General features: G+C 70.9%; 23 protein-coding genes. 9 read left to right on the top strand and 14 right to left on the bottom strand.

Features of this window, described 5'->3' with window-relative positions; translation table 11 throughout:
* The first annotated feature begins 318 nt into the window (after positions 1 to 318).
* The 7 genes from PUR71_RS18105 to PUR71_RS18075 all read left to right on the top strand — a co-directional run bounded on the left by PUR71_RS18105 (position 319) and on the right by PUR71_RS18075 (position 10005).
* Entirely contained in the window at positions 319 to 1599 is a 1281-nt protein-coding gene (locus PUR71_RS18105; protein WP_329928041.1) for an extracellular solute-binding protein, read from the top strand.
* A 153-nt stretch (positions 1600 to 1752) separates the two neighbouring features.
* Positions 1753 to 2715 carry a carbohydrate ABC transporter permease gene (locus PUR71_RS18100; RefSeq protein WP_443077481.1) on the top strand — a complete coding sequence of 321 codons (963 nt, stop codon included), beginning with the start codon at positions 1753 to 1755 and terminating at the stop codon, positions 2713 to 2715.
* A complete protein-coding gene (locus PUR71_RS18095; protein ID WP_329928039.1) occupies positions 2712 to 3542 on the top strand; it encodes a carbohydrate ABC transporter permease in 831 nt (276 codons plus the stop codon). The genes PUR71_RS18100 and PUR71_RS18095 overlap by 4 nt, the downstream gene beginning before the upstream one ends.
* A 6-nt stretch (positions 3543 to 3548) precedes the next feature.
* Positions 3549 to 5102, top strand: a complete 1554-nt coding sequence (locus tag PUR71_RS18090) for a glycoside hydrolase family 3 protein (protein WP_329928038.1) — start codon at positions 3549 to 3551, stop codon at positions 5100 to 5102.
* 428 nt (positions 5103 to 5530) lie between these two features.
* Positions 5531 to 6841: an extracellular solute-binding protein gene (locus PUR71_RS18085; protein WP_329928037.1), complete on the top strand. Its 1311-nt coding sequence runs from the start codon at positions 5531 to 5533 to the stop codon at positions 6839 to 6841.
* A 168-nt stretch (positions 6842 to 7009) separates the two neighbouring features.
* Positions 7010 to 8068, top strand: a complete 1059-nt coding sequence (locus PUR71_RS18080) for an SIS domain-containing protein (protein ID WP_329928036.1) — start codon at positions 7010 to 7012, stop codon at positions 8066 to 8068.
* A gap of 416 nt (positions 8069 to 8484) precedes the next feature.
* Positions 8485 to 10005 carry a sensor histidine kinase gene (locus tag PUR71_RS18075; protein WP_329928035.1) on the top strand — a complete coding sequence of 507 codons (1521 nt, stop codon included), beginning with the start codon at positions 8485 to 8487 and terminating at the stop codon, positions 10003 to 10005.
* Positions 10006 to 10446: 441 nt separating this feature from the next.
* Here PUR71_RS18075 and PUR71_RS18070 read toward each other — a convergent pair whose 3' ends face one another.
* Together PUR71_RS18070 and PUR71_RS18065 are read right to left on the bottom strand one after the other, a co-directional pair.
* Positions 10447 to 10698: a WhiB family transcriptional regulator gene (locus PUR71_RS18070; RefSeq protein ID WP_014138019.1), complete on the bottom strand. Its 252-nt coding sequence runs from the start codon at positions 10696 to 10698 to the stop codon at positions 10447 to 10449.
* Positions 10699 to 11068: 370 nt separating this feature from the next.
* Complete coding sequence (locus tag PUR71_RS18065) at positions 11069 to 12040, bottom strand: diacylglycerol/lipid kinase family protein (RefSeq protein ID WP_329928034.1); 972 nt, start codon at positions 12038 to 12040, stop codon at positions 11069 to 11071.
* Between the two features lie 50 nt (positions 12041 to 12090).
* Here PUR71_RS18065 and PUR71_RS18060 point away from each other — a divergent pair, with 50 nt between their 5' ends.
* On the top strand, positions 12091 to 12534 hold the full coding sequence (locus PUR71_RS18060) for a hypothetical protein (protein ID WP_329928033.1): 444 nt from the start codon (positions 12091 to 12093) through the stop codon (positions 12532 to 12534).
* A gap of 51 nt (positions 12535 to 12585) precedes the next feature.
* Here PUR71_RS18060 and PUR71_RS18055 read toward each other — a convergent pair whose 3' ends face one another.
* The 8 genes from PUR71_RS18055 to sodN all read right to left on the bottom strand — a co-directional run bounded on the left by PUR71_RS18055 (position 12586) and on the right by sodN (position 19017).
* Complete coding sequence (locus PUR71_RS18055; RefSeq protein WP_380438546.1) at positions 12586 to 13578, bottom strand: RNA polymerase sigma factor SigF; 993 nt, start codon at positions 13576 to 13578, stop codon at positions 12586 to 12588.
* A gap of 172 nt (positions 13579 to 13750) precedes the next feature.
* Complete coding sequence (locus PUR71_RS18050) at positions 13751 to 14161, bottom strand: anti-sigma regulatory factor (protein ID WP_270144190.1); 411 nt, start codon at positions 14159 to 14161, stop codon at positions 13751 to 13753.
* Positions 14162 to 14356: 195 nt separating this feature from the next.
* Entirely contained in the window at positions 14357 to 14833 is a 477-nt protein-coding gene (locus PUR71_RS18045) for a GNAT family N-acetyltransferase (RefSeq protein ID WP_329928032.1), read from the bottom strand.
* 10 nt (positions 14834 to 14843) lie between these two features.
* Positions 14844 to 15227: a nuclear transport factor 2 family protein gene (locus PUR71_RS18040; protein ID WP_329928031.1), complete on the bottom strand. Its 384-nt coding sequence runs from the start codon at positions 15225 to 15227 to the stop codon at positions 14844 to 14846.
* Between the two features lie 78 nt (positions 15228 to 15305).
* Positions 15306 to 16301: an ABC transporter substrate-binding protein gene (locus tag PUR71_RS18035; RefSeq protein ID WP_329928030.1), complete on the bottom strand. Its 996-nt coding sequence runs from the start codon at positions 16299 to 16301 to the stop codon at positions 15306 to 15308.
* A gap of 47 nt (positions 16302 to 16348) precedes the next feature.
* Positions 16349 to 17143, bottom strand: a complete 795-nt coding sequence (locus tag PUR71_RS18030; protein ID WP_329928029.1) for an ABC transporter ATP-binding protein — start codon at positions 17141 to 17143, stop codon at positions 16349 to 16351.
* Positions 17143 to 18198 carry a FecCD family ABC transporter permease gene (locus tag PUR71_RS18025; RefSeq protein ID WP_329928028.1) on the bottom strand — a complete coding sequence of 352 codons (1056 nt, stop codon included), beginning with the start codon at positions 18196 to 18198 and terminating at the stop codon, positions 17143 to 17145. The genes PUR71_RS18030 and PUR71_RS18025 overlap by 1 nt, the downstream gene beginning before the upstream one ends.
* A gap of 423 nt (positions 18199 to 18621) precedes the next feature.
* Positions 18622 to 19017 carry a superoxide dismutase, Ni gene (sodN, locus tag PUR71_RS18020; protein WP_238865337.1) on the bottom strand — a complete coding sequence of 132 codons (396 nt, stop codon included), beginning with the start codon at positions 19015 to 19017 and terminating at the stop codon, positions 18622 to 18624.
* 185 nt (positions 19018 to 19202) lie between these two features.
* Here sodN and sodX point away from each other — a divergent pair, with 185 nt between their 5' ends.
* A complete protein-coding gene (gene sodX, locus PUR71_RS18015; protein ID WP_329928027.1) occupies positions 19203 to 19640 on the top strand; it encodes a nickel-type superoxide dismutase maturation protease in 438 nt (145 codons plus the stop codon).
* On the opposite strand, the gene PUR71_RS18010 is transcribed toward sodX, so the two are convergent.
* The 4 genes from PUR71_RS18010 to PUR71_RS17995 all read right to left on the bottom strand — a co-directional run bounded on the left by PUR71_RS18010 (position 19637) and on the right by PUR71_RS17995 (position 23120).
* Complete coding sequence (locus tag PUR71_RS18010; protein ID WP_329928026.1) at positions 19637 to 20260, bottom strand: CGNR zinc finger domain-containing protein; 624 nt, start codon at positions 20258 to 20260, stop codon at positions 19637 to 19639. The genes sodX and PUR71_RS18010 overlap by 4 nt on opposite strands.
* Before the next feature lie 124 nt (positions 20261 to 20384).
* Entirely contained in the window at positions 20385 to 21137 is a 753-nt protein-coding gene (locus PUR71_RS18005) for an amino acid ABC transporter ATP-binding protein (RefSeq protein ID WP_329928155.1), read from the bottom strand.
* Between the two features lie 38 nt (positions 21138 to 21175).
* Positions 21176 to 22066: an amino acid ABC transporter permease gene (locus PUR71_RS18000; protein WP_329928025.1), complete on the bottom strand. Its 891-nt coding sequence runs from the start codon at positions 22064 to 22066 to the stop codon at positions 21176 to 21178.
* 121 nt (positions 22067 to 22187) lie between these two features.
* Entirely contained in the window at positions 22188 to 23120 is a 933-nt protein-coding gene (locus PUR71_RS17995) for an ABC transporter substrate-binding protein (protein ID WP_329928024.1), read from the bottom strand.
* Positions 23121 to 23507: the final 387 nt, after the last annotated feature.

Here is a 23507-nt window from a genome sequence, read left to right as displayed (position 1 = left end):
CTCGCGGGGCCTTCACCGGCCCCGCCACATCGTTAACGGGTCACATCGTTGCATGTATGGCTGAGGAACGAATACCTCATCACGCGATGAACGATGCGCGGTGTCGGCTTGATAACGGGTGGTCCTGATCGGACGGACAGCCGTTGACAGGCCCATTGGTCTAGGCCAAGCTCCAGGCATCTGGTCTACACCACTAGGCCGGTGACTACGAATCCCCCCACCCGTTCGAAGGGGTCCGCGGCACCTTTCCTCCCGCTATGCGTGGATAAGCCGCTGCCACCCGACGGGGGCAATCCAGGCATCCCTCAGGAGGATGGCGTGAAGCGTCAGCTCATCGCGGCGGTCGGCGTCGCGGCAATGGTCGTCGGTCTCGCGGCCTGCGGCTCGGACGGCAAGAGTGACGACAGCAAGAGCGGTTCGTCCTCGGCGGCCAAGAACTTCGACGGCAAGACCCTCACCGTGTGGCTGATGGACGGCTCCGCTCCCAAGGGCTGGGAGGACAGCGTCAAGGCCGACTTCACCGCCGCCTACCCGGGCGCCAAGCTCGACATCCAGACCCAGAAGTGGAACGGCATCGGCCAGAAGGTCACCGCCGCGCTCTCCGAGGGCTCGGTCGACGTCCTGGAGATCGGCAACACCCAGACGGCGGGCTACGCGGCCACCGGCGGCCTGATGGACATCACCAAGGACAAGGCCAACGTCGGCGGCGCCGACTGGGCCGCCAACCTGAACGAGTCCTCGACCCTGGACGGCAAGCAGTACGCCGCCCCGTGGTACTTCACCAACCGCGTGGTGACCTACAACAAGGACATCTGGGGCAAGGCCGGCATCACCACCCCGCCGAAGACCCTCGACGAGTTCTACGCCGACCTGGACAAGGTCAAGACCGTCCAGGGCGTCACCGACCCGCTCTACATGCCCGGCCAGGAGTGGTACGCCTACTTCGGCCTGCTGACCAGCGAGGGCGGCAAGTTCGCGAAGAAGGACGGCGACAAGTGGGCCGGCGGCCTGTCGTCCCCCGAGGCGCAGAAGGCCTTCGAGACCTACAAGAAGCTGCAGAGCTACTCGGCCACCGCCCCGAAGGACAAGGACGAGGCCACCCCGCAGCAGAAGGACGTGTTCGCCAAGGGCAACATCGGCACGATCATCGGCCTCGGCTGGGAGATCCCGAAGCCCGAGGAGCTGTCCGCCGACAAGATCGGCTACTTCCCGCTGCCCGGCAAGACCGCGGACAAGCCCTCCAGCGTCTTCCTCGGCGGCTCGAACCTGGCCATCGCCCAGCAGACCAAGAACCCCGAGCTCGCCAAGGGCTTCCTCAAGATCGCCATGAGCGACAAGAACGAGGGCCTGATGGCCGGCGCCGGCCTCATCCCGAACAAGACCTCGCTCAACAGCCAGGTCGTCGGCGACTTCGCCAAGGCCGCCCTGCCGGCCTCGGCCAACGGTGCGACCACCCCGAATGTGCCGACCTGGACCAACGTCGAGAACGAGCCGAACCCGATCAAGGACTTCCTGACCGCGGCGCTCACCGGCGACTACGCCGCCGCCGCCAAGAAGGCCGACGACGAGATCGCCAAGCGTCTCAACCAGAAGCAGTAAGGCAGTCGAGCGGCGTCGCTCACCGGCTCCCGGCGGGGGGCCGGTGGGCGGCGCCCGTCCGTCGTGACGGGTTGTCAGGAAGAGAGAGCGATGGCTGTGCAATCGCAGCGGGTGCAGACACAGTCCCCGGAACCAGGGAAGACCGCGGTGGCAATGACAGAGGAGTTCGCCACTCCCGGTGCCGAGCGCACCCCGAAGAAGGGCCGCAGACCGGCGCAGGGGCGCAGCCTCGGTGCCCGGAGCGCGCCGTACCTGCTGCTGCTGCCGGCCGTCGCGGCGACCGTCTTCCTGCTGGGGTGGCCGCTGCTCAAGATCGCGGTGGTGTCGTTCCAGAACCTCAACAAGCGGCAGTTCATCCAGCACCTGACCGAGTGGAACGGCTTCGCCAACTACACCGAGCAGCTGGGTAGTTCCGAGTTCTGGGCGATCACGCTGCGCACCGTGGTCTTCACCGCGGTCAACGTCGTCCTCATCATGGTGTTCGGCTCGCTGATCGGCCTGCTGCTCGACCGGCTCGGCAAGAGGATGCGCCTCGCGCTGTCCGTCGCGCTGCTGCTGGCCTGGGCGATGCCGATCGTCGCCGCGACCACCGTCTACACCTGGCTGTTCGACCAGCACTACGGCGTCGTCAACTGGTTCCTGGACAAGCTCGGCTGGCACTCGATGGCCGACTTCAGCTGGACCAGCGGCGAGTACTCCACCTTCTTCGTGGTCATCCTGCTCATCGTCTGGCAGTCGATCCCGTTCGTGGCCTTCAACACCTACGCGGGCCTGACCACGATCCCCAAGGAGCTCTACGAGGCCGCCCGGATGGACGGCGCCGGCTCCTTCAAGGTCTTCGGCTCGGTGATCTTCCCGATCCTGAAGCCCTTCTTCCTGGCCACGACCTTCCTCGAGGTCATCTGGGTCTTCAAGTCCTTCACCCAGGTCTACCTGATCAACAAGGGCGGCCCGGACGGACTCACCCGGACCCTTCCGGTCCACGCCTTCCTGGAGGGCTTCGGCGCCCAGCGCTTCGGCGTCGGGTCCGCGATCGCGGTCCTGACCATCCTGATGCTGAGCCTGCTGATGGCCTACTACTTCCGCATCATCCTGAAGCAGGAGGACGAGCTGTGAGGCGCTCGCTCATCGGACGCACCTGGCCGAACGCCGTCGCGTCGGTCCTGTTGGTCTTCTTCCTCTTCCCCGTCTACTGGATGTTCTCGACGTCCTTCAAGCAGGACAAGGACATCGTCAGCCGGGACCCGGTCTTCCTCCCGCTCGACGGGACGCTGGCCCACTTCGACCGCGCGGTGCACGTCGACCACTTCTGGACGTACGTCACCAACAGCCTGATCGTCACGGCCGGCGCCGTGGTCGGCTCGCTCCTGATCGCCACCCTGGCCGCGTTCGCGATCGCGCGCATGCGCTTCCGCGGCCGCAAGGGCTTCGTGCTGGTCGTCATGGCCGCGCAGATGGCGCCCTGGGAGGTCATGATCATCGCGGCCTACCTGATCGTGCGCGACAGCGACATGCTCAACAGCCTGGTGCCGCTGACCGCCTTCTACATGATGATGGTCCTGCCCTTCACGATCTGGACGCTGCGCGGCTTCATCGCCGCCGTGCCCAAGGAGCTGGAGGAGTCGGCCATGGTGGACGGCTGCACCCGCACCCAGGCGTTCGTGAAGGTGATCTTCCCGCTGCTCGCCCCCGGCCTGATGTCGACCTCGCTGTTCGGCTTCATCACCGCCTGGAACGAGTTCCCGCTGGTCAACATCCTGAGCAAGCAGGTCCAGGCGCAGACCCTGCCGCTGTGGCTCTCCTCGTTCCAGACCAACTCCGGCACCGACTGGGGCGCCACGATGGCCGCGTCCACCCTCTTCGCGCTGCCCATCCTCATCCTGTTCGTCTTCCTGCAGCGCAAGGCGGTCAGTGGTCTGACCGACGGCGCAGTGAAGGGCTGAGAAACCGTGAGCATCCTCGTCCCCACCGTCCCGGACAGCGACCAGCTGCACCGCGACGCGCTGACCGTCCTGCAGCCCGGCTTCGTCGGCACCGAGCCGCCGGAGTGGCTGCGCCGCCACCTCGCCGCCGGGCTCGGCTCGGTCGCCCTGTTCGACCGCAACGTGGTCGACCTCGACCAGCTGTCCGCCCTCACCCGGGCGCTGCGGGCGGAGAACCCCGACCTCCTGATCGCCATCGACGAGGAGAGCGGGGACGTCACCCGGCTGGAGGCCGGCTCCGGCTCGTCCTGGCCCGGCAACCTCGCCCTCGGCGCGATCGACGACCCGGCGCTGACCCGGGACGTCGCCCGGGAGCTCGGCCGGGCGCTGGCCGCGGCCGGCGTCAACTACAACTGGGCGCCCACCGCGGACGTCAACTCCAACCCGCGCAACCCGGTCATCGGCGTGCGCTCCTTCGGCGCCGACCCGCAGCTGTGCGCCCGGCACACCGCCGCCTGGGTGGAGGGCCTGCAGTCGGCCGGCGTGGCCGCCTGCTCCAAGCACTTCCCCGGCCACGGCGACACCGCCGTCGACTCGCACCACGGCCTGCCGGTCATCGACGTCGACCTGGACGTGCTGCGCGCCCGCGACCTGATCCCGTTCCAGGCCGCCATCGCGGCCGGCACGAAGGCCGTCATGACGGCCCACATCATGATCCCGGCGCTGGACCCGAAGCTGCCGGCCACGCTCAGCCCGACCGTCCTGCGCGACCTGCTCCGCGCGGCCCCGGCCGACGGCGGCCTCGGCTACCAGGGCCTGATCGTCAGCGACGCGATCGAGATGGGCGCCATCGCCGACACCTTCGGCATGGGCGAGGGCACGGTGCTGGCCCTGGCGGCCGGCGCGGACGCGATCTGCGTCGGCGGCGGCCTCGCCGACGAGGAGACCGTGCTGATGCTGCGCGACGCCATCGTGGCGGGCGTGCGGGCCGGGCGCCTCGCCGAGGAGCGGCTGGCGGACGCCGCCGCCCGGGTGCGGGCGCTCGGCAGCTGGGGCCGGATCTCGGCCCAGGGCGAGCGGCCGGAGCCGGACCTGGCGGTGGGCCTGCGGGCCGCCCGCCGGGCGCTGCGGGTGGTGCGGGCGCCGGGCCGCGAGGTCCTGCCGGTGACGGAGCGCCCGTTCGTCGCCTCGTTCTCGGACGAGCCGAACATCGCCGTCGGGGACGTCACCCCGTGGGGCGTGGCCGGCATGCTGGCGGACCGCTTCCCCGGCACCCGCACCCGTGAGGTGTCGGCGGCCGAGGCCGCGCCGGACCTGCTGGAGGCGCTGGTCGCCGGGCTGGCGGCCGAGGCGGACGGCCGCCGCATGGTGCTGGTGGTGCGCGACGCGCACCGGCACGCCTGGATGTCGGCCGTGCTGGGCCGCCTCGTGGCGGCCCGTCCGGACGCCGCCGTGGTCGAGATGGGCCTGCCCCAGTCCGAGCCGGTCGGCGCGCTGCACATCGCCACCCACGGCGCCGCCCGGGTCTGCGGGCTGGCCGCCGTCGAGGTGCTCACCGGCCAGCCGGGAGCGATCGGCTGAACCTCCACGAGGACGTCACCGGCCGAACCCGGGACGTCCGCCGACGGGCCCGTCATGCGCATGTCGCATGGCGGGCCCGTCCCGTTTTCCCGGCGTCGACCGGCGGGGCGCGCGTATGACCGTGTTCTCTCAAGAGGGCCTTAAATCCACCTTAAGTCCTACTTAGGGTGACGGCGGCGCGACTGATCGCCACGGGAATGCTTCGCGGTACAACGGCTCTGCAACGGCCTTGGCGGGAGCGGCATTTGGCCGTTGACACCACCATTGGTCTAGGCCAGAGTCCAGTCCATCCGGTTCGAGATTCGGCCTCGCCGGATGTGGTATCGGCCCTCCCCGAAGCTCTACGCCCCTGCCCGGACCCTCCGCTGCGGGCGCCATCACGCTGCCGGCGGGCACCAAAGGCTCTAGCACCCTCGGAGGATGGCGTGATGAAGCGTCAGCTCGTGTCGAAATTCGGGATCATGGCACTGGCGGTGGGCCTGACGGCCTGTTCCTCGGCCGGCGGACCGTCGCAGGACGCCGGCGGCTCCGCCGCCGACCCGAAGAACGCGACCGGCACCGTCACCGTCTGGCTGATGGACGACGCCCAGAAGAACTGGCCCGACCTGGTCCAGCGGGTCAACGACGACTTCGCGGCGAAGTACCCGAAGGTCACCCTGCGCCTCGCCTACCAGGGCTGGGCGGACAAGGTCGGCAAGCTCGACAAGGCGATCGCCGACGGCAACGCGCCCGACGTCGTCGAGCTCGGCAACACCGAGACGATGAAGTACGTGCTGTCCGGCGCGCTGGCCGCGGTCGACCGGACCACCTTCGACAACTCCGACAGCTGGATCAAGGCGCTCGCCAACACCTGCACCTACCAGGACAAGCTCTGGTGCGTGCCCTACTACGCGGGCGCCAGAGTCGCGATCTACAACGCGACCGCGTTCCAGCAGGCCACCGGCAGCGCCGACTTCCCGAAGACCGAGGCCGACCTGACGGCCGCCCTCGACAAGATCGCGGACAGGACCAAGGCGGACCGGAACTACTCGCCGCTCTACCTGCCGGGCCCGTACTGGTACGCGGCGATGAGCTACGTGGCCGCGGCCGGCGGCAGCATCGCCAAGTTCGACAGCTCGGGCAACTGGCACGGCACCCTGCACGACGCCAAGTCCCAGCAGGGGATCGCGCACTTCGCCGACCTGGTCCGCAAGTACAACAAGGGCGACCTGACGGTCAACGAGCAGAACCAGTACGAGGCGATGGCCCGCGGGCGCGCGGCGACGTTCTACGGCAACGGCTACGAGGCGGCCAGCGTCATCGCGCCGGGCACCGGCGATCCGACCCTCAAGGACGCCGTCAAGGTGGCCACCATGCCCGGCCCGGACGGCAAGCCGCTGCCCACCTTCATCGGCGGCTCGGACCTCGCCGTCACCGCGAAGTCCCAGCAGGTCGCACTGGCCGCCGACTGGATCCGGATGTTCACCGGCACCAAGTCGCAGCAGGCGCTCGCCGACAAGGACATCCTGCCGAACAACCTCACCCAGCTGAACCCGCTCAAGAGCCGGCCCAACACCGCCGCCGCGGCCAACGCGGTGCCGGACGCCTGGTTCACCCCGCTGGCCCCTGGCTGGGGCGCGGTCGAGAAGCAGAAGATCATCCCGGACATGCTGGCCGCGATCCTCAAGGGCAAGTCGGTGGACCAGGCCACCAAGGACGCCGACGCGGCGATCGACCAGCTGATCAACAACCCGTCCTGAACCCCTCCCCGCCTGCTCGCCCCGGCCCGGGGCGAGCAGGCGGGGCGCCGCCCCCGTAGGATTGCGGCAGGAATCACCGCAGCGAGTGTGCGGACTCGCCGCCGTAGAGGTCCCCGCCGGGCAGTCGTGCCCGAGCGGGGTGGAACCACTCATCGGAGGCACACCCAGATGTCCGACACGCAGACTGTTTCCGTCCCCGGCCGGATCATGGCGGCGGAGATGGCCGAGCAGCCGGCCGTCCTCCAGCGCATCCTCGACGAGGGCGCCCCGAAGATCCGCGAGGTCGCGGCCGAGATCGCCACCCGCAACCCGCGCTTCGTCCTGCTGACCGCGCGCGGCACGTCCGACAACGCGGCCCTGTACGCCAAGTACCTGATCGAGATCCTGCTCGGCAAGCCGGCCGGCCTGACCTCGATGTCCACCACCACCGCCTACGGCGCCACGCCGGACCTCACCGACTGCCTGGTGATCACGGTCAGCCAGTCCGGCGGCTCGCCGGACCTGGTGGCCTCCACCAAGGCCGCCCGCGAGGCCGGCGCGATCACGCTCGCCGTCACCAACAACGCGGCCTCGCCGCTGGCCGAGGTCTCCGAGTTCCACATCGACGTGCTGGCCGGCCCGGAGAAGGCGCTGCCCGCGACCAAGACCTACACCGCCGAGCTGCTGGCGCTGTACCTGCTGATCGAGGGCCTGCGCGGCGGCGACGGCTCGGCCGCCAAGGAGCTGCCGGCCCTGGCCGCGGGCGTCCTGGCCCGCCAGGCCGAGGTGAGGGCCCTGGCCGAGCGCTACCGCTTCGCCCAGCGCCTGGTCATCACCTCGCGCGGCTACGGCTACCCGACCGCCCGCGAGGCGGCGCTGAAGCTCATGGAGACCACCTACATCCCGGCCTCCCCGTTCTCCGGGGCCGACCTCCTGCACGGCCCGCTGGCCATGGTGGACAACGTCTCGCCGGTCATCGCGATCGTCCCGGACGGCAAGGGCGGCGAGGCCCTGCAGCCGGTGCTGGACCGCCTGCGCGGCCGCGGCGCGGACCTGGTCGTCATCGGTCAGCAGGCGCAGGTGGACGCCGCCTCGGCGGGCTTCGCACTGCCGGCCGACGTGCCCGAGGAGGTGCAGCCGATCCTGGAGATCCTGCCGCTGCAACTGCTGGCCTACGAGGTCACCATCGCCCGCGGCCAGGACCCGGACGCCCCGCGCGCGCTGGCCAAGGTCACCGAGACCCACTGACGCCGAACGACAGAACCGGCCCCCGTCCACAGGCTGTGGACGGGGGCCGGTTCGTTGAGCGGCGGAACATGGCCCGATTCGTGCCCGGGGGCACCGCACCCGGAAAGCACTACGGGCCACGGCGCCGACACGGGACCCTCAACCCATGCGGCACCGCAGCCCGGAGCTGTCGTCGGGCGCCGGGGCCGACCGAGAACTGTGCGGGGTCCTCGCTCGGTGGCGTCCGACCGAGGAGCGGCCGCGCGCGGTCAGGGCAGTTGCGCGGTGGCCTCTCCTTGGTGCCCTTCCATTGTGGACTAGACCAATCTCGGTTGTCCAGGTCCCTCGGCAAATTGGTCTAAACAACTCCCCGGGTCGGCCGGTCCACCCGGCGGTCCGCCGCGCCCCCGCCCGACCGGCGGCGATACCCTCGCCATGTGCCCTCGCTGAACGAACTCGTCCGCCGTCACACCACCCTGACCGGGGCCGACGTGGAATGGCTCCACCACCTGGTCGCGGAGTGGCAGCTGCTGTCGGACCTCTCCTTCGCCGACCTCGTGCTGTGGATCCCCACGTGGGACGGCATCCGGTACGTCTCGGTGGCCCAGATGCGGCCCAACACCGGCCCGACCTCCTACCAGGACGACATGGTCGGCCACCTCGTCCCCCGCGGCCGCCGCCCGCTGCTGGACGCCGCCTTCGACGAGGGCCGGATCGTGCGCGAGGGCGACCCCGAGTGGCGCGAGGAGGTGCCCGTCCGGGTCGAGTCCATCCCGGTGCGGCGCGAGGGCAAGGTCCTCGGCGTCATCGCCCGCAACACCAACCTGCTGACCGTCCGCACCCCCAGCCGGCTGGAGCTCACCTACCTCCAGAGCGCCTCCGACCTGGCCCAGATGATCGCCGCCGGCAGCTTCCCGTTCCCGGACGTCGAGCAGGTCGACATGGACGCCGCGCCACGCGTCGGTGACGGCCTGATCCGCCTCGACGCGGACGGCATCGTCACCTACGCGAGCCCCAACGCGCTCTCCGCCTACCACCGACTGGGCCTGACCACCGACCTGGTCGGCAGTCACCTCGGCCGCGCCACCGCCGAGCTCACCCCGCCCTCGCGCGCCGCGGTGCACGAGGCGCTGGTCAAGCTGGCGAGCGGCTGGGCGCCGCGGCAGACCGAGATCGAGGCGCAGGGGGGAGTGGTCACCCTGCGCGCGATCCCGCTCAAGCCCAAGGGCACGCTGACCGGTTCGCTGGTGCTCTGCCGGGACGTCACCGAACTGCGGCGCCGCGACCGCGAGCTGATGACCAAGGACGCCACCATCCGGGAGATCCACCACCGGGTGAAGAACAACCTGCAGACCGTCGCGGCCCTGCTGCGGCTGCAGTCGCGCCGGATGGAGTCGGAGGCGGGCCGGGCCGCGCTGGACGAGGCGGTGCGCCGGGTCGGCTCGATCGCGATCGTGCACGAGACGCTCTCCCAGGCGCTCGACGAGCAGGTGGCCTTCGACGAGATCGCCGACCGGGTCCTCGCGATGGTGATGGAGCTGTCCCAGGACGGCCGGGTGGAGACCCGCCGCAGCGGCAGCTTCGGCATCCTGTCCGCCGAGGTGGCCACCCCGCTGTCGATGGTGCTGACCGAACTGCTGCAGAACGCGCTGGAGCACGCCTTCGGCCCGACCGCCTCCGGCCACCTGGAGGTGAGCGCGCTGCGCGGCCGCGCTCCGGCCACCGGCATGGGCTGGTCGGACAGCTGGAACGGCGGCGCCCGGCCGGAGGAGTACCTGCTGATCACCGTGCAGGACGACGGCCGGGGCGTGCCCGAGGGGTTCGACCCGCAGACGGCGGGCAACCTCGGTCTGCAGATCGTGCGCACGCTCGCCACCGGCGAGCTGGGCGGCACCTTCGACATGGTGGCCGGACCGGACGGCGGCACCAAGGTGATCCTGGAGATCCCGGTGCGTTGAGGCGTTGAGGTGCGCGTCGGGGCGCGCGTCCGGCCGGAGCGCCGGGTGTGCACTCCGCGCGCCCTCGCGTCGGCCGCCGGTCGAGTGCGGGGTGCCGGTCGGGTGTCGGGGCCGGCAACCGGGTGCGGAAACAGAAACGAGGCCCTGTCGACCGGGGGGGGTGGGTCGACAGGGCCTCTCAACCCGTTCCGGCCGTCGGGGGGAGTCGGCCGGAACGGGGGCTCTGGGTGGTGCGACACCGCTCGGTGCGTTGCACACGGTGAGCGCCTCAGCTCCACGATATTGCTCTAAGTGAACAGTATCAAGTGGCTGGACGGACCGGTGTCGCGGGACTTTGCCGGGCAAGGTCCTTTGTGCGGAAGGCTTCACCAGGAACTGCAGGGAAGCCTTTGATCATGTGTTGATCGGTACAGCGGTCACTGCTGGTACTACGGCGTGTGATCAGGCGGTGCGGGCGCGGTTGCGGGCGGCACGGCGCTTCATCGCGCGACGCTCGTCCTCGCTCATGCCGCCCCAGACGCCGGCGTCCTGGCCGGTCTCAAGAGCCCACTGCAGGCACTGCTCCATGACCGGACAGCGGCGGCACACGGCCTTGGCTTCCTCGATCTGCAGCAGAGCAGGACCGGTGTTCCCGATCGGGAAGAACAGCTCCGGGTCCTCTTCGCGGCAGACAGCGCGGTGGCGCCAGTCCATGGTCGTCCAACTCCTCCTGCCGACGGGGGTGGCCCTGATCGGCATAATCGATGGCTTGTGAATGTGAACGCTTTCACGAATCCCGCAACAGCAAAAGAGACCAAAGGCCCGCCGGGCCCGGGTGGTCTGTGCTGAGGAGGGATTCGGCGATTCGAGGGACACTCCGCGGTCGGCCTCCGTCAGGTGCTGAGGTTGCCGTCGCTGCGATGTGTCCCGATCGCCATGTAGAGGTTCGCAAACCTCGGGCTCGGATACAACCCCCTTCGGGGAGGAATTTTTGATTCTTCGGTGTCGCCTAGCTCACAGCCAGTACTTCTATGGAGTGAAGGGGGCTTGTGCGTTCGAGAAGAAGGGCGAACCCCACTTCCGGTCACACAATCACACGCAGTGCCCGCCGTACGCCTGTGAAACTGACGCGACTCCTGTCTCCAAGATGGTCCCCGTCGACCTGGAACGGCACTGGTTCCTCTGAAACCAAGGTGAAGTGTCTGACGTCGTGATAGGAGACGACGTGCTTCCCGGAGGGGCCGGCCGACGGGGCGCCGTCGCTCGAAGGCGCGTACGACCGCAGGATCTGACGGACCGTTCGAGCCGTACCGAACGCCGTCATCCGGGTGATGCCGAAGACGTCGAGGTCCGTGTCGAAGGAGGCGAGGGGCGAGGGGTAGACCGGGCGGTTGCCCAGGAACGTCCACGGCGAGGTGTTGCTGACTATCGCCAGCACCAGGCCCGGAACGGCCTCGTGGCCCGGCAGGCGAAGGGCCACCGGGCCGGAACGGCGCTGCTCACGCTGGGTGATGTAGTGCCGGATCGCCTGGCCGATGTAGAGCGCGTGGGTGGACTTGCGCCCGGCCCTGCGCTGCTCCTCGACCCGGCCGACCACGCCGGCGTCGAAACCGAGGCCGGCGGTGAAGGTGAACCAGCGGTCCGGCAGCCCGTCGGTCATCGCCTTGCCCAGGCCGATCGGGCGCTCGCGCCCGTGCTCCAGCGCGTTCAGCAGCGCCCCGGTGGCCTCCACCGGATCGTTGGGCAGGCCCAGCGCGCGGGCGAACACGTTGGTCGAACCGCCCGGCACCACGGCCAGTCGCGGGACCTTCTCGCCCGGCCCGTGCGCCAGCAGCCCGTTCACCACCTCGTTGACGGTCCCGTCGCCGCCCAGTGCCACCACCAGGTCGACCGTGCCGTCCTCCGCGGCCTCGCGGGCCAGGTCGCGCGCGTGGCCGCGGTAGGCGGTCTCCGCCACCTCCAGCTTGAGGTCGCTGCGCAGGGCGTGGATCAGTACGTCCCTGGTGCGGCCACTGGTGGTGGTGGCCTTTTGGTTCACGACCAGGAGAGCGCGCATGGGGAAAGCCTACGGGTCGGTACGGTCCGACCGGCGGCTACCCTGCTGGAGTGACCGCAGAATCCTCCGCCCCCGTACCCCCGGCGTCCGCGCCCGCGGCCGGCCGCGCCCGCCCGGTCGCGCTGACCGTCGGTGCCGCCATCACCGCCCTGGAGGGCACCGCGCTGGCCGTCGTCGGCGTCTCGGACATGGTGTCCGCGCTGTCCGGCCAGGCCAAGCAGCTCGCCCTGAACGAGTTCGGCGGCGCGGTCATCGTGCTGCTCGGCGTGCTGCCGGTGCTGGCCGCCCGGGCGCTGCTCAAGGGCCGCCGCTGGGGCCGCAGTCCGGCGGTGCTGACCAATTCGATCTGCCTGCCGGTCGCCTATTACATGGTGAAGAGCGGCGGCGCGATGATCGGCGTCGGCGCGCTGGTCGGCCTGCTCGGGCTGGCGGGCATCGTCGCGATGCTGAGCCCGAAGACGACGGCGGTCCTGTACGCCGAGCACGAGGGCTGAGCGCACAGGACCGCCGGGACGGCCGGCCGCTCGCCGAGCGGCCGGCCTCTCCTACTCCTCGACCAGGAGCTTCTCCCGCAACTGGGCCAGCGTGCGGGCCAGGAGCCGGGACACGTGCATCTGCGAGATCCCCACCTCGGCGGCGATCTGCGACTGGGTCATGTTGCGGAAGAACCGCAGCACCAGGATCTTCTGCTCCCGGGGCGGCAGTTGGGCGAGCAGCGGCTTGAGCGACTCGCGGTACTCGACGCCCTCCAGGGCCTCGTCGGTGGCGCCCAGGGTGTCCGCCACGGCCGGCGACTCGTCGTCGCTGTCCGGGACGTCCAGCGACAGCGTGGAGTACGCGTTGGCGGACTCCAGGCCCTCCAGGACGTCCTCCTCCGAGATGCCCAGGTGCTCGGCCAGCTCGTGCACCGTGGGGGAGCGGCCGTGCCGCTGGGAGAGCTCGCTGGTCGCCGTGGTGAGCGACAGCCGCAGCTCCTGGAGCCGGCGCGGCACCCGGACCGCCCAGCCCTTGTCGCGGAAGTGGCGCTTGATCTCACCGACGATGGTCGGCGTCGCGTAGGTCGAGAACTCGACCCCGCGCTCGTGGTCGAAGCGGTCCACCGACTTGATCAGCCCGATGGTGGCGACCTGGGTCAGGTCGTCCAGCGGCTCGCCGCGGTTGCGGAAGCGCCGGGCCAGGTGTTCGACCAGCGGGATGTGCATGCGCACCAGCTGGTTGCGCAGCTCGACGCGCTCCGGGGAGCCCTCGGGCAGCGCGGACAGCCGCACGAACAGCGCCCGGGCGGCCTCCCGGTCGGGCGCGCCGGTGCGGTGCGAGCCCTGGGCGGGCACGGCGCCGTGCAGGTCCGCGGCCCCGTCCGCCGGCTCGGGCGGGGTCGGGGAGGCGGGCGTCGGCTCAGACGTCGGCTCGGTCGGCTGGCTCATCCGGTGGGCGTCCTTCGGGTGCGCTTCGTCGTTGGCGGCGAGGCCGGGAACGCTCGCCTGGGTCGGTACGGCAGGGCCCGCCGTCGCGAGGCCGGTACGGTCCAGATCACTCACGGCCATTCCCCCGTTCCGTTCCGGGAGCACCGGGGCCCTCGGCCCCGGATTCGTCTCTGTGGTCGTACCGCGTGGTGGGCGGTACCGGGCGCCGCCGGGCCGGCCCCTGGTCGGGGTGCCGGCCGGCGGCCCTTGCGCGCGGTGCGGCCGGCGGCGCTGCCGGCGCGGCCGGCTAGTGGGCGGCCGAACCGCCGCGCTTCTTGTGCAGGCTGATCGAGACGGTGTTGTCCTCGCCCACCGAGGAGTCCACCTCGCCGGCCAGGGCGGAGAGGACCGTCCAGGCGAAGGTGTCCCGCTCGGGAGCCTTGCCGTCGGTGGTCGGTGCGGCGACGGTCACCTTGAGCGAGTCGCCGACCAGGCGGAACTCGCACGAGAGGACGGAACCGGGCACCGCCTGCTGGAGCAGGATGGCGCAGGCCTCGTCCACCGCGATCCGCAGGTCCTCGATCTCGTCCAGCGTGAAGTCGAGCCGGGCGGCCAGCCCGGCCGTCGCGGTGCGCAACACGGAGAGGTAGGCCCCCGCCGCGGGCAGCCGGACCTCCACGAAGTCCTGAACTCCGAGATCGCTGTCGATCTGGGACACCCTTGCCTCCTGGGTGACGCGCTGTGCTTGCTTGGTACCTCTGGGGGTACCCCTGTTCGCACCCCGTTTGCACCCCCCTCCGGGGGTCTGCCGCGATACCGGTGCGGGAGTTACTCATGGTAAGGCATCGCGACGCACGGTGGCAGGGGTTCGGGGCAGCTGATCAGCGCATTCTCAGCGCTTTCTCAGCGGGTCTCAGCGGCTCCCGGCGGCGGCGAGGGCGTCGCCGGTGAGCCGGTAGACGGTCCACTCGTCCATCGCCACCGCGCCGAGCGACGTGTAGAAGTCGATCGAGGGCTCGTTCCAGTCGAGCACCGACCACTCCATCCGCGAGTAGCCGCGCTCCACCGCGATCCTGGCCAGCTCCAGCAGCAGCGCCTTGCCGTGGCCGCCGCCGCGGGACTCCGGGCGGACGTACAGGTCCTCCAGGTAGATCCCGTGGGTGCCGCGCCACGTGGAGAAGTTGAGGAACCAGACCGCGAAGCCCACCGGTTCGCCGGTGGCGTCGTCCTCGGCGATCAGGCCGAACAGCGCCGGTGCGGGGCCGAACAGCGCGTCGTGCAGCTGTTCGTCGGTGGCCACCGCCTCGTGCGGGGCCTTCTCGTACTCCGCTAGCTCGCCGATCATGGCGCGGATGACGGGGACGTCGGTGGGGAGGGCGGTGCGGATCATGGGGCCGAGCCTACTGGCCGGGACCGGTCTCGTCCCAGGCCTGGACGGAGGTCTGGTCGACGATCCGCCCGTCCCGCAGGTCGGCCATGGAGGTCATCAGCACCCGCACGCCGTCGGGGTAGCGGCAGGACTCCATGAAGGCGACGTGGTCGCCCTGGACGACCACCTGTTCCAGCGTGTGGGTCATCTCGCGGCCGTAGACGTCGTTCAGCATGGCCCCGATCTCGTCCCGCCCGTGCATCACCAGGGGGTGGCTGGGCTGGGTCCGGTGGTCGACGACGCGCATTTCCGCGTCCTCGGCGTACAGCGCGAGCAGGATCCCGGCGTCGCTGCGCTCGATGCCCTCGCGCAGGGCGCGGGCGTCGAAGGCCGTCGGCGCCGCCATGGTGGTCATGATGTCGCTCCTCCGGTCGGGGTCCGTCGGTTCGTACTCCGAGCGTACGCCCGGCCGCCGGGGCCGGGGCGGGGTCGGTCAGCCGTTCTGCCCGCCGCGCAGGTACGCGGCGAGCGCGGTGATCGCGGCCGGGTTGCGCGGGCTCTCGACGAGGTCGGCGTAGTCGAGGACGAAGATCCGGTCGTTCCTGATCGCGCTGACCCCGGCCAGCGGCGGGAAGGACTTCAGGAACGCCCGCTTGGCGTCCGCGGTGGTGTCGCCGTAGTCGTTGACGACGATCACCTCGGGGTCGCGCTGGACGACGCTCTCCCACCCGCTGGTGATCCAGGAGTCGGCGATGTCGCCCATCACGTTGCGTCCGCCGGCCCGGGTGATGATCTCGTCGGCCGCGGCGAACCTCCCCGCGGTGTACGGCTTGTCCTGCCCGCTGTCGTACAGGAAGACGGACGGTCGGCGCTCGGGCTGCGGGACGGCGGCGACCTGCGCCTTGAAGTCGGCGATCAGCCGCTCGGACCGGTCCTCGACGTCGAAGATCGCGCCGAGGTTGGCCAGGTCGGTGTAGAGCGCGTCCAGCGGGGACATCACGCCGCGCTCGGTGCCCTTGCCGCTGCGGCAGGACTCGGTGAGCACGTACGAGTCGACGCCGACGGCCTTGAGCGCCTGCGGGGTGAACCCGCGGCCCTCGTCGTAGCCGTAGTGCCAGCCGGCCAGGACGAGGTCGGCCTTGGCGTCGAGCACGATCTCCTTGGAGATCTGCTTCTTGGAGAGCCACGAGGTCCGCTGGTAGCCGTCCCTCCAGGCCACCCGGTCGATCCGGCCCTTGTCGTCGGGCATCACGTAGCCCGCCATCCGGTCGGCCAGGCCGAGGGAGAGCATCAGCTCGGTGATGCCGACGTCGTTGGTGACCGTGCGGGCGGGCTTCTGCGCGAACGTGAGCTTGGTGCCGCAGTTGTCGACGGTCACCGGGTAGTGGGCGGACGCGGCGCTGGCCCCGTCGGCGGGGGCGATCTCGGCGCCGCAGGCGGTGAGTCCCAGGGCGAGCAGGGCGACGGCGGCAACGGCCTTGGTGCGCAAGTGGGTTCCTCGGGGTCGAAGAGACGATGACGGCCGGTCGGAGCCGGTCAGATCTGGTCGGAGCTGGCCAGGTCCGGTCGGAGCCGGTCGAAGAGCAGGTGGACGGCCCCGGTCCCCGGATGCCGCACGGGAGTGGCCCGGATGCCGAACACCTCGGCCAGCAGCCCGGGTTCGAGCACCTCGGCGGGCGGCCCCGAGGCGACGATCCGCCCGGCCCGCAGGACGTACAGCAGGTCGCAGTGTCCGGCCGCCAGGTTGAGGTCGTGCAGCGCGGTGAGCACCGTCGGCCCGGCCGCGCGGACGAGCGCCAGGACCTCCAGCTGGTGCCCGATGTCGAGGTGGTTGGTGGGCTCGTCCAGCACCAGCAGGCGTGGCTCCTGGACGAGCGCGCGGGCGATCAGCACGCGCTGCTTCTCGCCGCCCGACAGGCTCAGGAAGCCGCGCTCGGCGAGGTGCCCGGCGCCGACCTGCCGCAGCGCCTCGGTGCAGCGTCCGAGGTCGCCGTCCGACGGGCCGCCGAAGCCCCGCCGGTGCGGCAGCCGGCCCATGGCGACCACCTCGGCCACCGTGAAGTCGAACTCGGCGGAGTGCTCCTGCGGCAGTGCGGCCACCCGCCGGGCGGCCTCGCGCGGGGCGAGCGCGTGCAGGTCGTCGCCGCCCACCAGGACGGCCCCGGTCGCGGGGCGCAGCGCCCGGTAGACGCAGCGCAGCAGCGTCGACTTCCCGCTGCCGTTGGGCCCCACGAGCCCCACCATCTGACCGGCGGAGGCCTTGAGGGCGACGTCGTGGACCAGCCGGGTGCCGGCCAGCTCCACCGAGACGGAGTCGAGGGCGAGGTCCATCAGCGGCCTCCGAGGGCGTGGCCGCGACGGCGCATCAGCAGCAGGAAGCAGGGCACCCCGAGCACGGCGGTGACCACCCCGACGGGCAGTTCGGCGGGGGCGAGGAGGGTGCGCGCGACGATGTCCACCCAGACCAGCAGCAGCGCCCCGGCGAGCGGCGCGACCAGCAGCACCCGGCGGTGCCCGGCGCCGACCAGCATCCGCGCGAGGTGCGGGACCATCAGCCCGACGAAGCCGATCGCCCCGCTGACGGCGACGACCGTGCCGGTGACGGCGGCGGTCACCACGAACAGCTCGCGGCGCAGCCGGTCGGGGTCGACGCCGAGCGAGGCGGCGGTCTCGTCGCCCATGGCCAGCGCGTCCAGCCGCCCCGCGGTGCAGGTGAGGTGGGCGAGCCCGGCGAGCACGGTGGCGCCGGCGATCGGCACCGAGCCCCAGGTCGCGCCGCCGAGGCTGCCGAGCAGCCACATCATGGCGTCGCGGGCGGCCTCGCCGCGGGCGGCGGCGAAGACCATGAGCGCGGTGAGCGCGGAGAAGCCGTACGAGAGGGCGGTGCCGGTGAGCACGAGGCGCAGTGGGGTGAGCCCGAAGGCGGTGCGCGCGGCGAGGTACACCAGCACCATGGCGATCAGCGCGGAGCCGAACGCGGAGGCGGAGATCGCCCACACGCCGAGCGAGGCGAAGGCGCCGAGCAGCAGGACGGCGTTGGCACCGACGGCGGCGCCGGAGGAGACACCGAGGACGAACGGGTCCGCGAGGACGTTGCGCACGAGGGCCTGTACGGCGACCCCGGTGGCGGCGAGCCCGGCGCCGACCACGGCGGCCAGGACGGTGCGCGGCAGCCGGATCTCCCAGACGATCGCGTAGGCGGCGGCCTCCTCGGCCTCCAGCCGACCACCCGTCAGTCCGGCGCCGAGCAGCCGCAGGACGCGGGACCAGCCGAGCCCGGCGGCGCCGAGGGCCACGCCGCAGACGAGGGAGACCAGCAGTGCGGCGGCCAGGCCGATGGCGAGGGGCCCGGCGGGTACGCGGCGGGAGTCCGGTGGGCTGCTCATGCGTCCGCCTCGCTGCGTGCGGCGGGAGCATGCCTCCACGCGCGCCTTTTGACGGTTCGCTCGCTTCGCTCACTCACGAAAGGGGCGCCTTGCGTCGGGCCGTGGGTGTGCCGGGGCCGGCGTCGGCCGGGTGCGGTCCCGGGCGCCATCCCCTCGCAGTCCTCGGCGAGTTGTCGGGAGTTCGGCGACCGGGGGCGATCGGGCTGGCACGGCCGCGGGGCCGCGCTCACCGTTGCGGGTCAGCGCCGGATTCACACCGGACTTCTCCCCTCGGACGCCCTGGCAGCATAACAGCCACTACGGCACATCAGTCCTTACAGGTGGGTATACGGAGATGAACGGGCGTGAACGCACGGCCCGGACGCGCGAAAGCCCCCGTCCGGCGGTCCGGGCGGGGGCTTACGAGGTGGCGACGCGTCAGGCTCAGGCCTGCTTGGTCTCCCAGAAGATCTTGTCGACCTCGGCGATCAGGTCCAGCAGGGCCTGGCCGGTGGCCGGGTCGGTGGACGCCTTGGTGGCCGAGGCGGCCTTCAGGGTGTCGTTGATCAGCTGGTGCAGCTGCGGGTACTTCTCGAAGTGCGGGGCCTTGAAGTAGTCGCTCCACAGCACCGAGATGTGGTGCTTGACGGCCTCGGCGCGCTGCTCCTTGATGATGATGGCGCGGGCGCGGAAGTGCGGGTCCTCGTTGGCCTGGTACTTCTCCTGGGTGGCCTTGACCGACTCGGCCTCGATCCGGGCCTGCGCCGGGTCGTACACACCGCAGGGCAGGTCGCAGTGGGCGTGGGCGGTGGCGCGCGGTGCAAACAGACGAGAGAACATGGGAGTCCTTCCTTAGATCGTCTTCCCGCGCCCGAGACTACCCTTCCGGCCTCCCGGTTTCGCGATCGGGCGGTGGGCCTAGGGCAAAAGGCCGAGCCGGAACCGGGGTAATCCGGACACCGGACAGGTGACGGCCCGTACGGCACACTGGGACGCGGCGGCCGGGAGGAGGAGTGGTGGCGCGGATGACGCAACCGGGGGGCGGTGCACGGGCGGGCGCGGTGCCGTTCGGGCTGGTCGACGTGGCGGGACCGTCGATGGTCCCGACCCTGCGCGAGGGCGACCAACTGCTGGTCAGGTACGGCGCGCGGATCCGCCCGGGCGCGGTGGTGCTCTTCCGGCACCCCTTCCAGCAGGACCTGCTGGTCGTCAAGCGCGCGGCCGAGCGCCGGGCGAAGGGCTGGTGGCTGCTGTCCGACAACCGGCCGGTCGACAGCGACAGCCGCAGCTACGGCGCGGTCCCGGACGAGCTCGTGCTCGGCCGGGTCCTGCTGCGGCTGCGCCCGCGCCCGGCCTGGCTGGCGCCCGGGCGCCGGCTGGAGCGGCTGCTGCTGACCCCCTGGCTGGCCCGGGTCCCGGGGCTGGCCCGCCGCCTCGGCGTCTGGGTGGACGCCGAGCTCTAGGCCGTCCGGGCGCGGCCCTCGTGGTCCGGCGACCGCTGCGGCCCGAGCGCCGCGTCCTGGGCCTCCTGGCGCTTGCGGGCCCGGTAGGCCGCGACGTTGGCGCGGGTGGCGCAGCGGTCGGAGCAGTAGCGCCGGGACCGGTTGGTGGAGGTGTCGAGGTAGGCGTTGCGGCAGGGCGCGGCCTGGCAGATGCCGAGCCGGTCGGCGCCGAGCTCGGTGAGGTGGACGGCCAGGCCCATGCACGCGACGGCGCTGAAGTGCGCGGTGGCGGTGGGTGAGTTGTCGGCGAGGTGCAGGTGCCAGCGCGGTCGGCCGGCGTCGTCGAGGTAGTCGTGGCCGGAGACCAGCGGGCTGACGGGGTACTCCATGAGCAGGCTGTTCAGCAGGTCGACGCCACGCACCTCGTCTCCCTCGGCGGCGGCCTCGAAGACCCCGCGCAGCCTGGTCCGCACCGCCCGCAGCCGCGGCAGGTCGGACTCGTCCGCCAGGGCGGCGGCGCGAGAGGACTCGGAGAACAGGGCGCGCACGGCGTCCACCGAGGTCAGCGTGTCGGTGCCGCGCTCGGGTTCCTCGGTGTTCACCAGCCGAACGGCGAGATCGGCGTAGGAGGCGAGCTCCACGGCGGTCCTTCCAGTGGTTCGGTAACGGGCTGATTGCTTCCAGCCTATTACCTGGATCGGGGAAACGGCGGCGCCCGGCAGGACCGGCCTGCCGGGCGCCAAGGGTCGTTCGCTCAGCGCACGCTCAGAGGACCTTCGAGAGGAAGGACCGGGTGCGCTCGTGCTGCGGGTTGGTGAGGACCTCGCGGGGGTTGCCGGACTCGACGACCACGCCGCCGTCCATGAACACCAGCGCGTCGCCGACCTCGCGGGCGAAGCCCATCTCGTGCGTGACGACGATCATCGTCATCCCGTCCTCGGCGAGGCCGCGCATGACGTCCAGCACCTCGCCGACGAGCTCCGGGTCGAGCGCCGAGGTGGGCTCGTCGAAGAGCATCAGCTTGGGCTTCATGGCCAGCGCGCGGGCGATCGCGACGCGCTGCTGCTGGCCGCCGGACAGCTGCGAGGGGTAGCCCTTCGCCTTGTCGGAGAGGCCGACCCGCTCCAGCAGCGCCATGCCGCGCTCGCGCGCCTCGGCCTTGGACTCGCCCTTGACCTGGACCGGCGCCTCCATGACGTTCTCGAGCGCGGTCATGTGCGGGAACAGGTTGAAGTGCTGGAACACCATGCCGATGTCCCGGCGCTTCTGCGCGACCTCGCTCTCCTTCAGCTCGTGGAGCCGGTCGCCCTTCATCCGGTAGCCGACGAGTTCGCCGTCGACCGAGAGGAAGCCGCCGTTGATCTTCTCCAGGTGGTTGATGCACCGCAGGAAGGTCGACTTGCCGGACCCTGAGGGGCCGACCAGGACGAACACCTCGCCCTTGCGCACCTCCAGGTCGATGCCCTTGAGCACCTCCACGAGGCCGTAGGACTTGCGCACGCCCCGTGCCTCGACCATCGGCACCGGCCGGGAGTCGGTGGGCTTGGTCAGATCGGTCATACGTGACCGCCTCCCTCGATGCCCGGGACCACGTCGTCCTTCGCCGGCGGAACCGGCTTGCCGGCGAACAGCCTGCGCAGCCGCTGCAGCGGGGTCGGCGGGAGCGCACGGTTGGCGCCGCGGGCGTAGTGGCGCTCGACGTAGTACTGGCCCACGGTGAGGATCGAGGTCATCAGCAGGTACCAGATGCTGACGACGAGCAGCAGTGGAATGGTCTGGAAGGTGCGCGAGTAGATGTTCTGGCCGGCCCGGAGCAACTCCTCCAGCGAGATCGCCGAGACCAGCGAGGTGGTCTTCAGCATCGAGATGGTCTCGTTGCCGGTCGGCGGGATGATCACGCGCATCGCCTGCGGCAGGATGATCCGCCGCATGGTCTTGAACTGGCTCATGCCCAGCGCGTGCGCGGCCTCGGTCTGGCCGAGCGGCACGGACTGGATGCCGCCGCGGACGATCTCGGCCATGTACGCGGCCTCGTTGAGGCCGAGGCCCAGCAGCGCCGCGACGAACAGCGGGATCGCCTTGTTGGTCGGCTCGGACCAGAAGGCCGGGCCGAACGGGATGCCGATGGAGATGTTGGCCCAGAGCGAGCCCAGGAAGTTCCAGAACAGCAGCTGCACGAGCACCGGGGTGCCGCGGAAGACCCAGATGTAGAACCAGGCCGTGCTGGAGAGCACCGGGTTCGGCGACAGGCGCATGATCGCCAGCGTGATGCCGCCGGCGATGCCGATCGCCATCGACAGGAAGGTCAGTTCGAGCGTGACACCGAGGCCGTGCGTGATCGAGGGGTCGAAGAGGTACTTCCCGACGACGTCCCACTGGAACTGGCTGTTGGTGATGAGGGCGTGGATCAGCATCGCCGCGAGGACGGCGACGACGGCTGCTCCCACCCAGCGTCCGGGGTGGCGGACCGGGACGGCCTTGATGGTCTCAGGCCGTCCCGGGGGCACCGACCCCTGGTCGGAAGGGTTCACTGTGTGGCCTCAGGGGTTGTGTGTCCGAAGAGCGGGTTCAGCTGGTGGCGCCGTTGACGACGGGCTTGTCGATCGCGCCCGCCTGGACGCCCCACTTCTCCAGGATGCTCTTGTACGTGCCGTCCGCCATCAGGGACTGGACGGCGCCCTGGACGGCCTTGGTCAGGTCCGAGCCCTTGGCGAGCACGACGCCGTACGGGGCGGTGTCGGTGACGTCGCCGACCTTCTCCAGCTGGCCGTTGGTCTGCTTGATCGCGTAGTCGACGACCGGGGAGTCGGCCAGCATGACCTGGTCGCGGCCGGAGACCAGTGCCTGGGTGACGTCCGTCTGCAGGTCGAACTTGTCGCCGTCGTTCGGGACGGTCGGCTTGCCGGCCTTGACGCAGGCGGGGTTGATCGTGTCCTTGATCGAGTCGGCCTGGGTGGTGCCGGTCTGGACGGCGACCTTCTTGCCGCACAGGTCCTTGGGGTCGACCTTCTCCGGGTTGCCCTTCTTGACCGCGGCGCCCGTGCCGGCGCTGAAGTACGTGACCATGTCGACCGTGGCCTCGCGCTCCTTCGTGTCGGTGAAGGAGCTCATGCTGAGGGTGTACTTCTTGCCCGTGATGCCCGGGATGATCGAGTCGAACGTGGCGTTCTGCACGTCGGCGGTCAGACCCAGCTTCTTGGCGATCGCGGTGGCCAGGTCGACGTCCATGCCGACGATGTTGCCCTTGTCGTCCTTGAACTCGTTGGGCGCGTAGGACGCGTCCGTGGCGACGACGACCTTGCCTGCGGACTTGACGTCGGCCGGGACGAGGGCGGCCAGCGAGGGGTCCGCGGAAACGGCCGGGACCGTGGCGCTCGCGTTCGCGCCGGCCGAGGAGCCGCTGGAGGAACCGCTGCTGCCGCAGGCGGTGAGGCCGAGGGTCAGGGACGCGGCGACGGCGCCGGCCGCGAGGAGGCGGTTGCGCTGGGTACGGGCGGTCATGAGGGGGATCTCCTCCTGAGGGAGAGGTCGGGCGGAGCGCGCCGCGGGAGGCGGCGCGCCGGGCAGCAAGGCCGTACGGCGCTGTACGGGTACACACTCGGCGCTGTACGTCGTCGTACGGGCAGGGCCGGATCGTGCGCCTGGACCGGGGGGCGTCCAGGGTGGTGCTCGGGTACCGCTTCCGCCACCCTCCGCCGAGGTGGACGTTGACCGAACCGCCTCGACCAGTGGCCGGCTCGATCCGAGATGGGGGGAATCCTGCCATCTGATGACGGTGGGAAGGCCCTCATTCAGATCAAAATCGGATAACGAGGGGCCGTGCTGTCCGCTATTCGGACGATTCCCTGGTCCCTGTCACCCTGCGTATAAGTATGCAGATCCCTCCGC

The sequence above is a fragment of the Streptomyces sp. SP17BM10 genome (assembly GCF_036322405.1).
Lineage (GTDB): Bacteria > Actinomycetota > Actinomycetes > Streptomycetales > Streptomycetaceae > Kitasatospora.
Note: the sequence above shows the minus strand (reverse complement) of the source record. Positions and strands in the feature narration are given on the sequence as shown.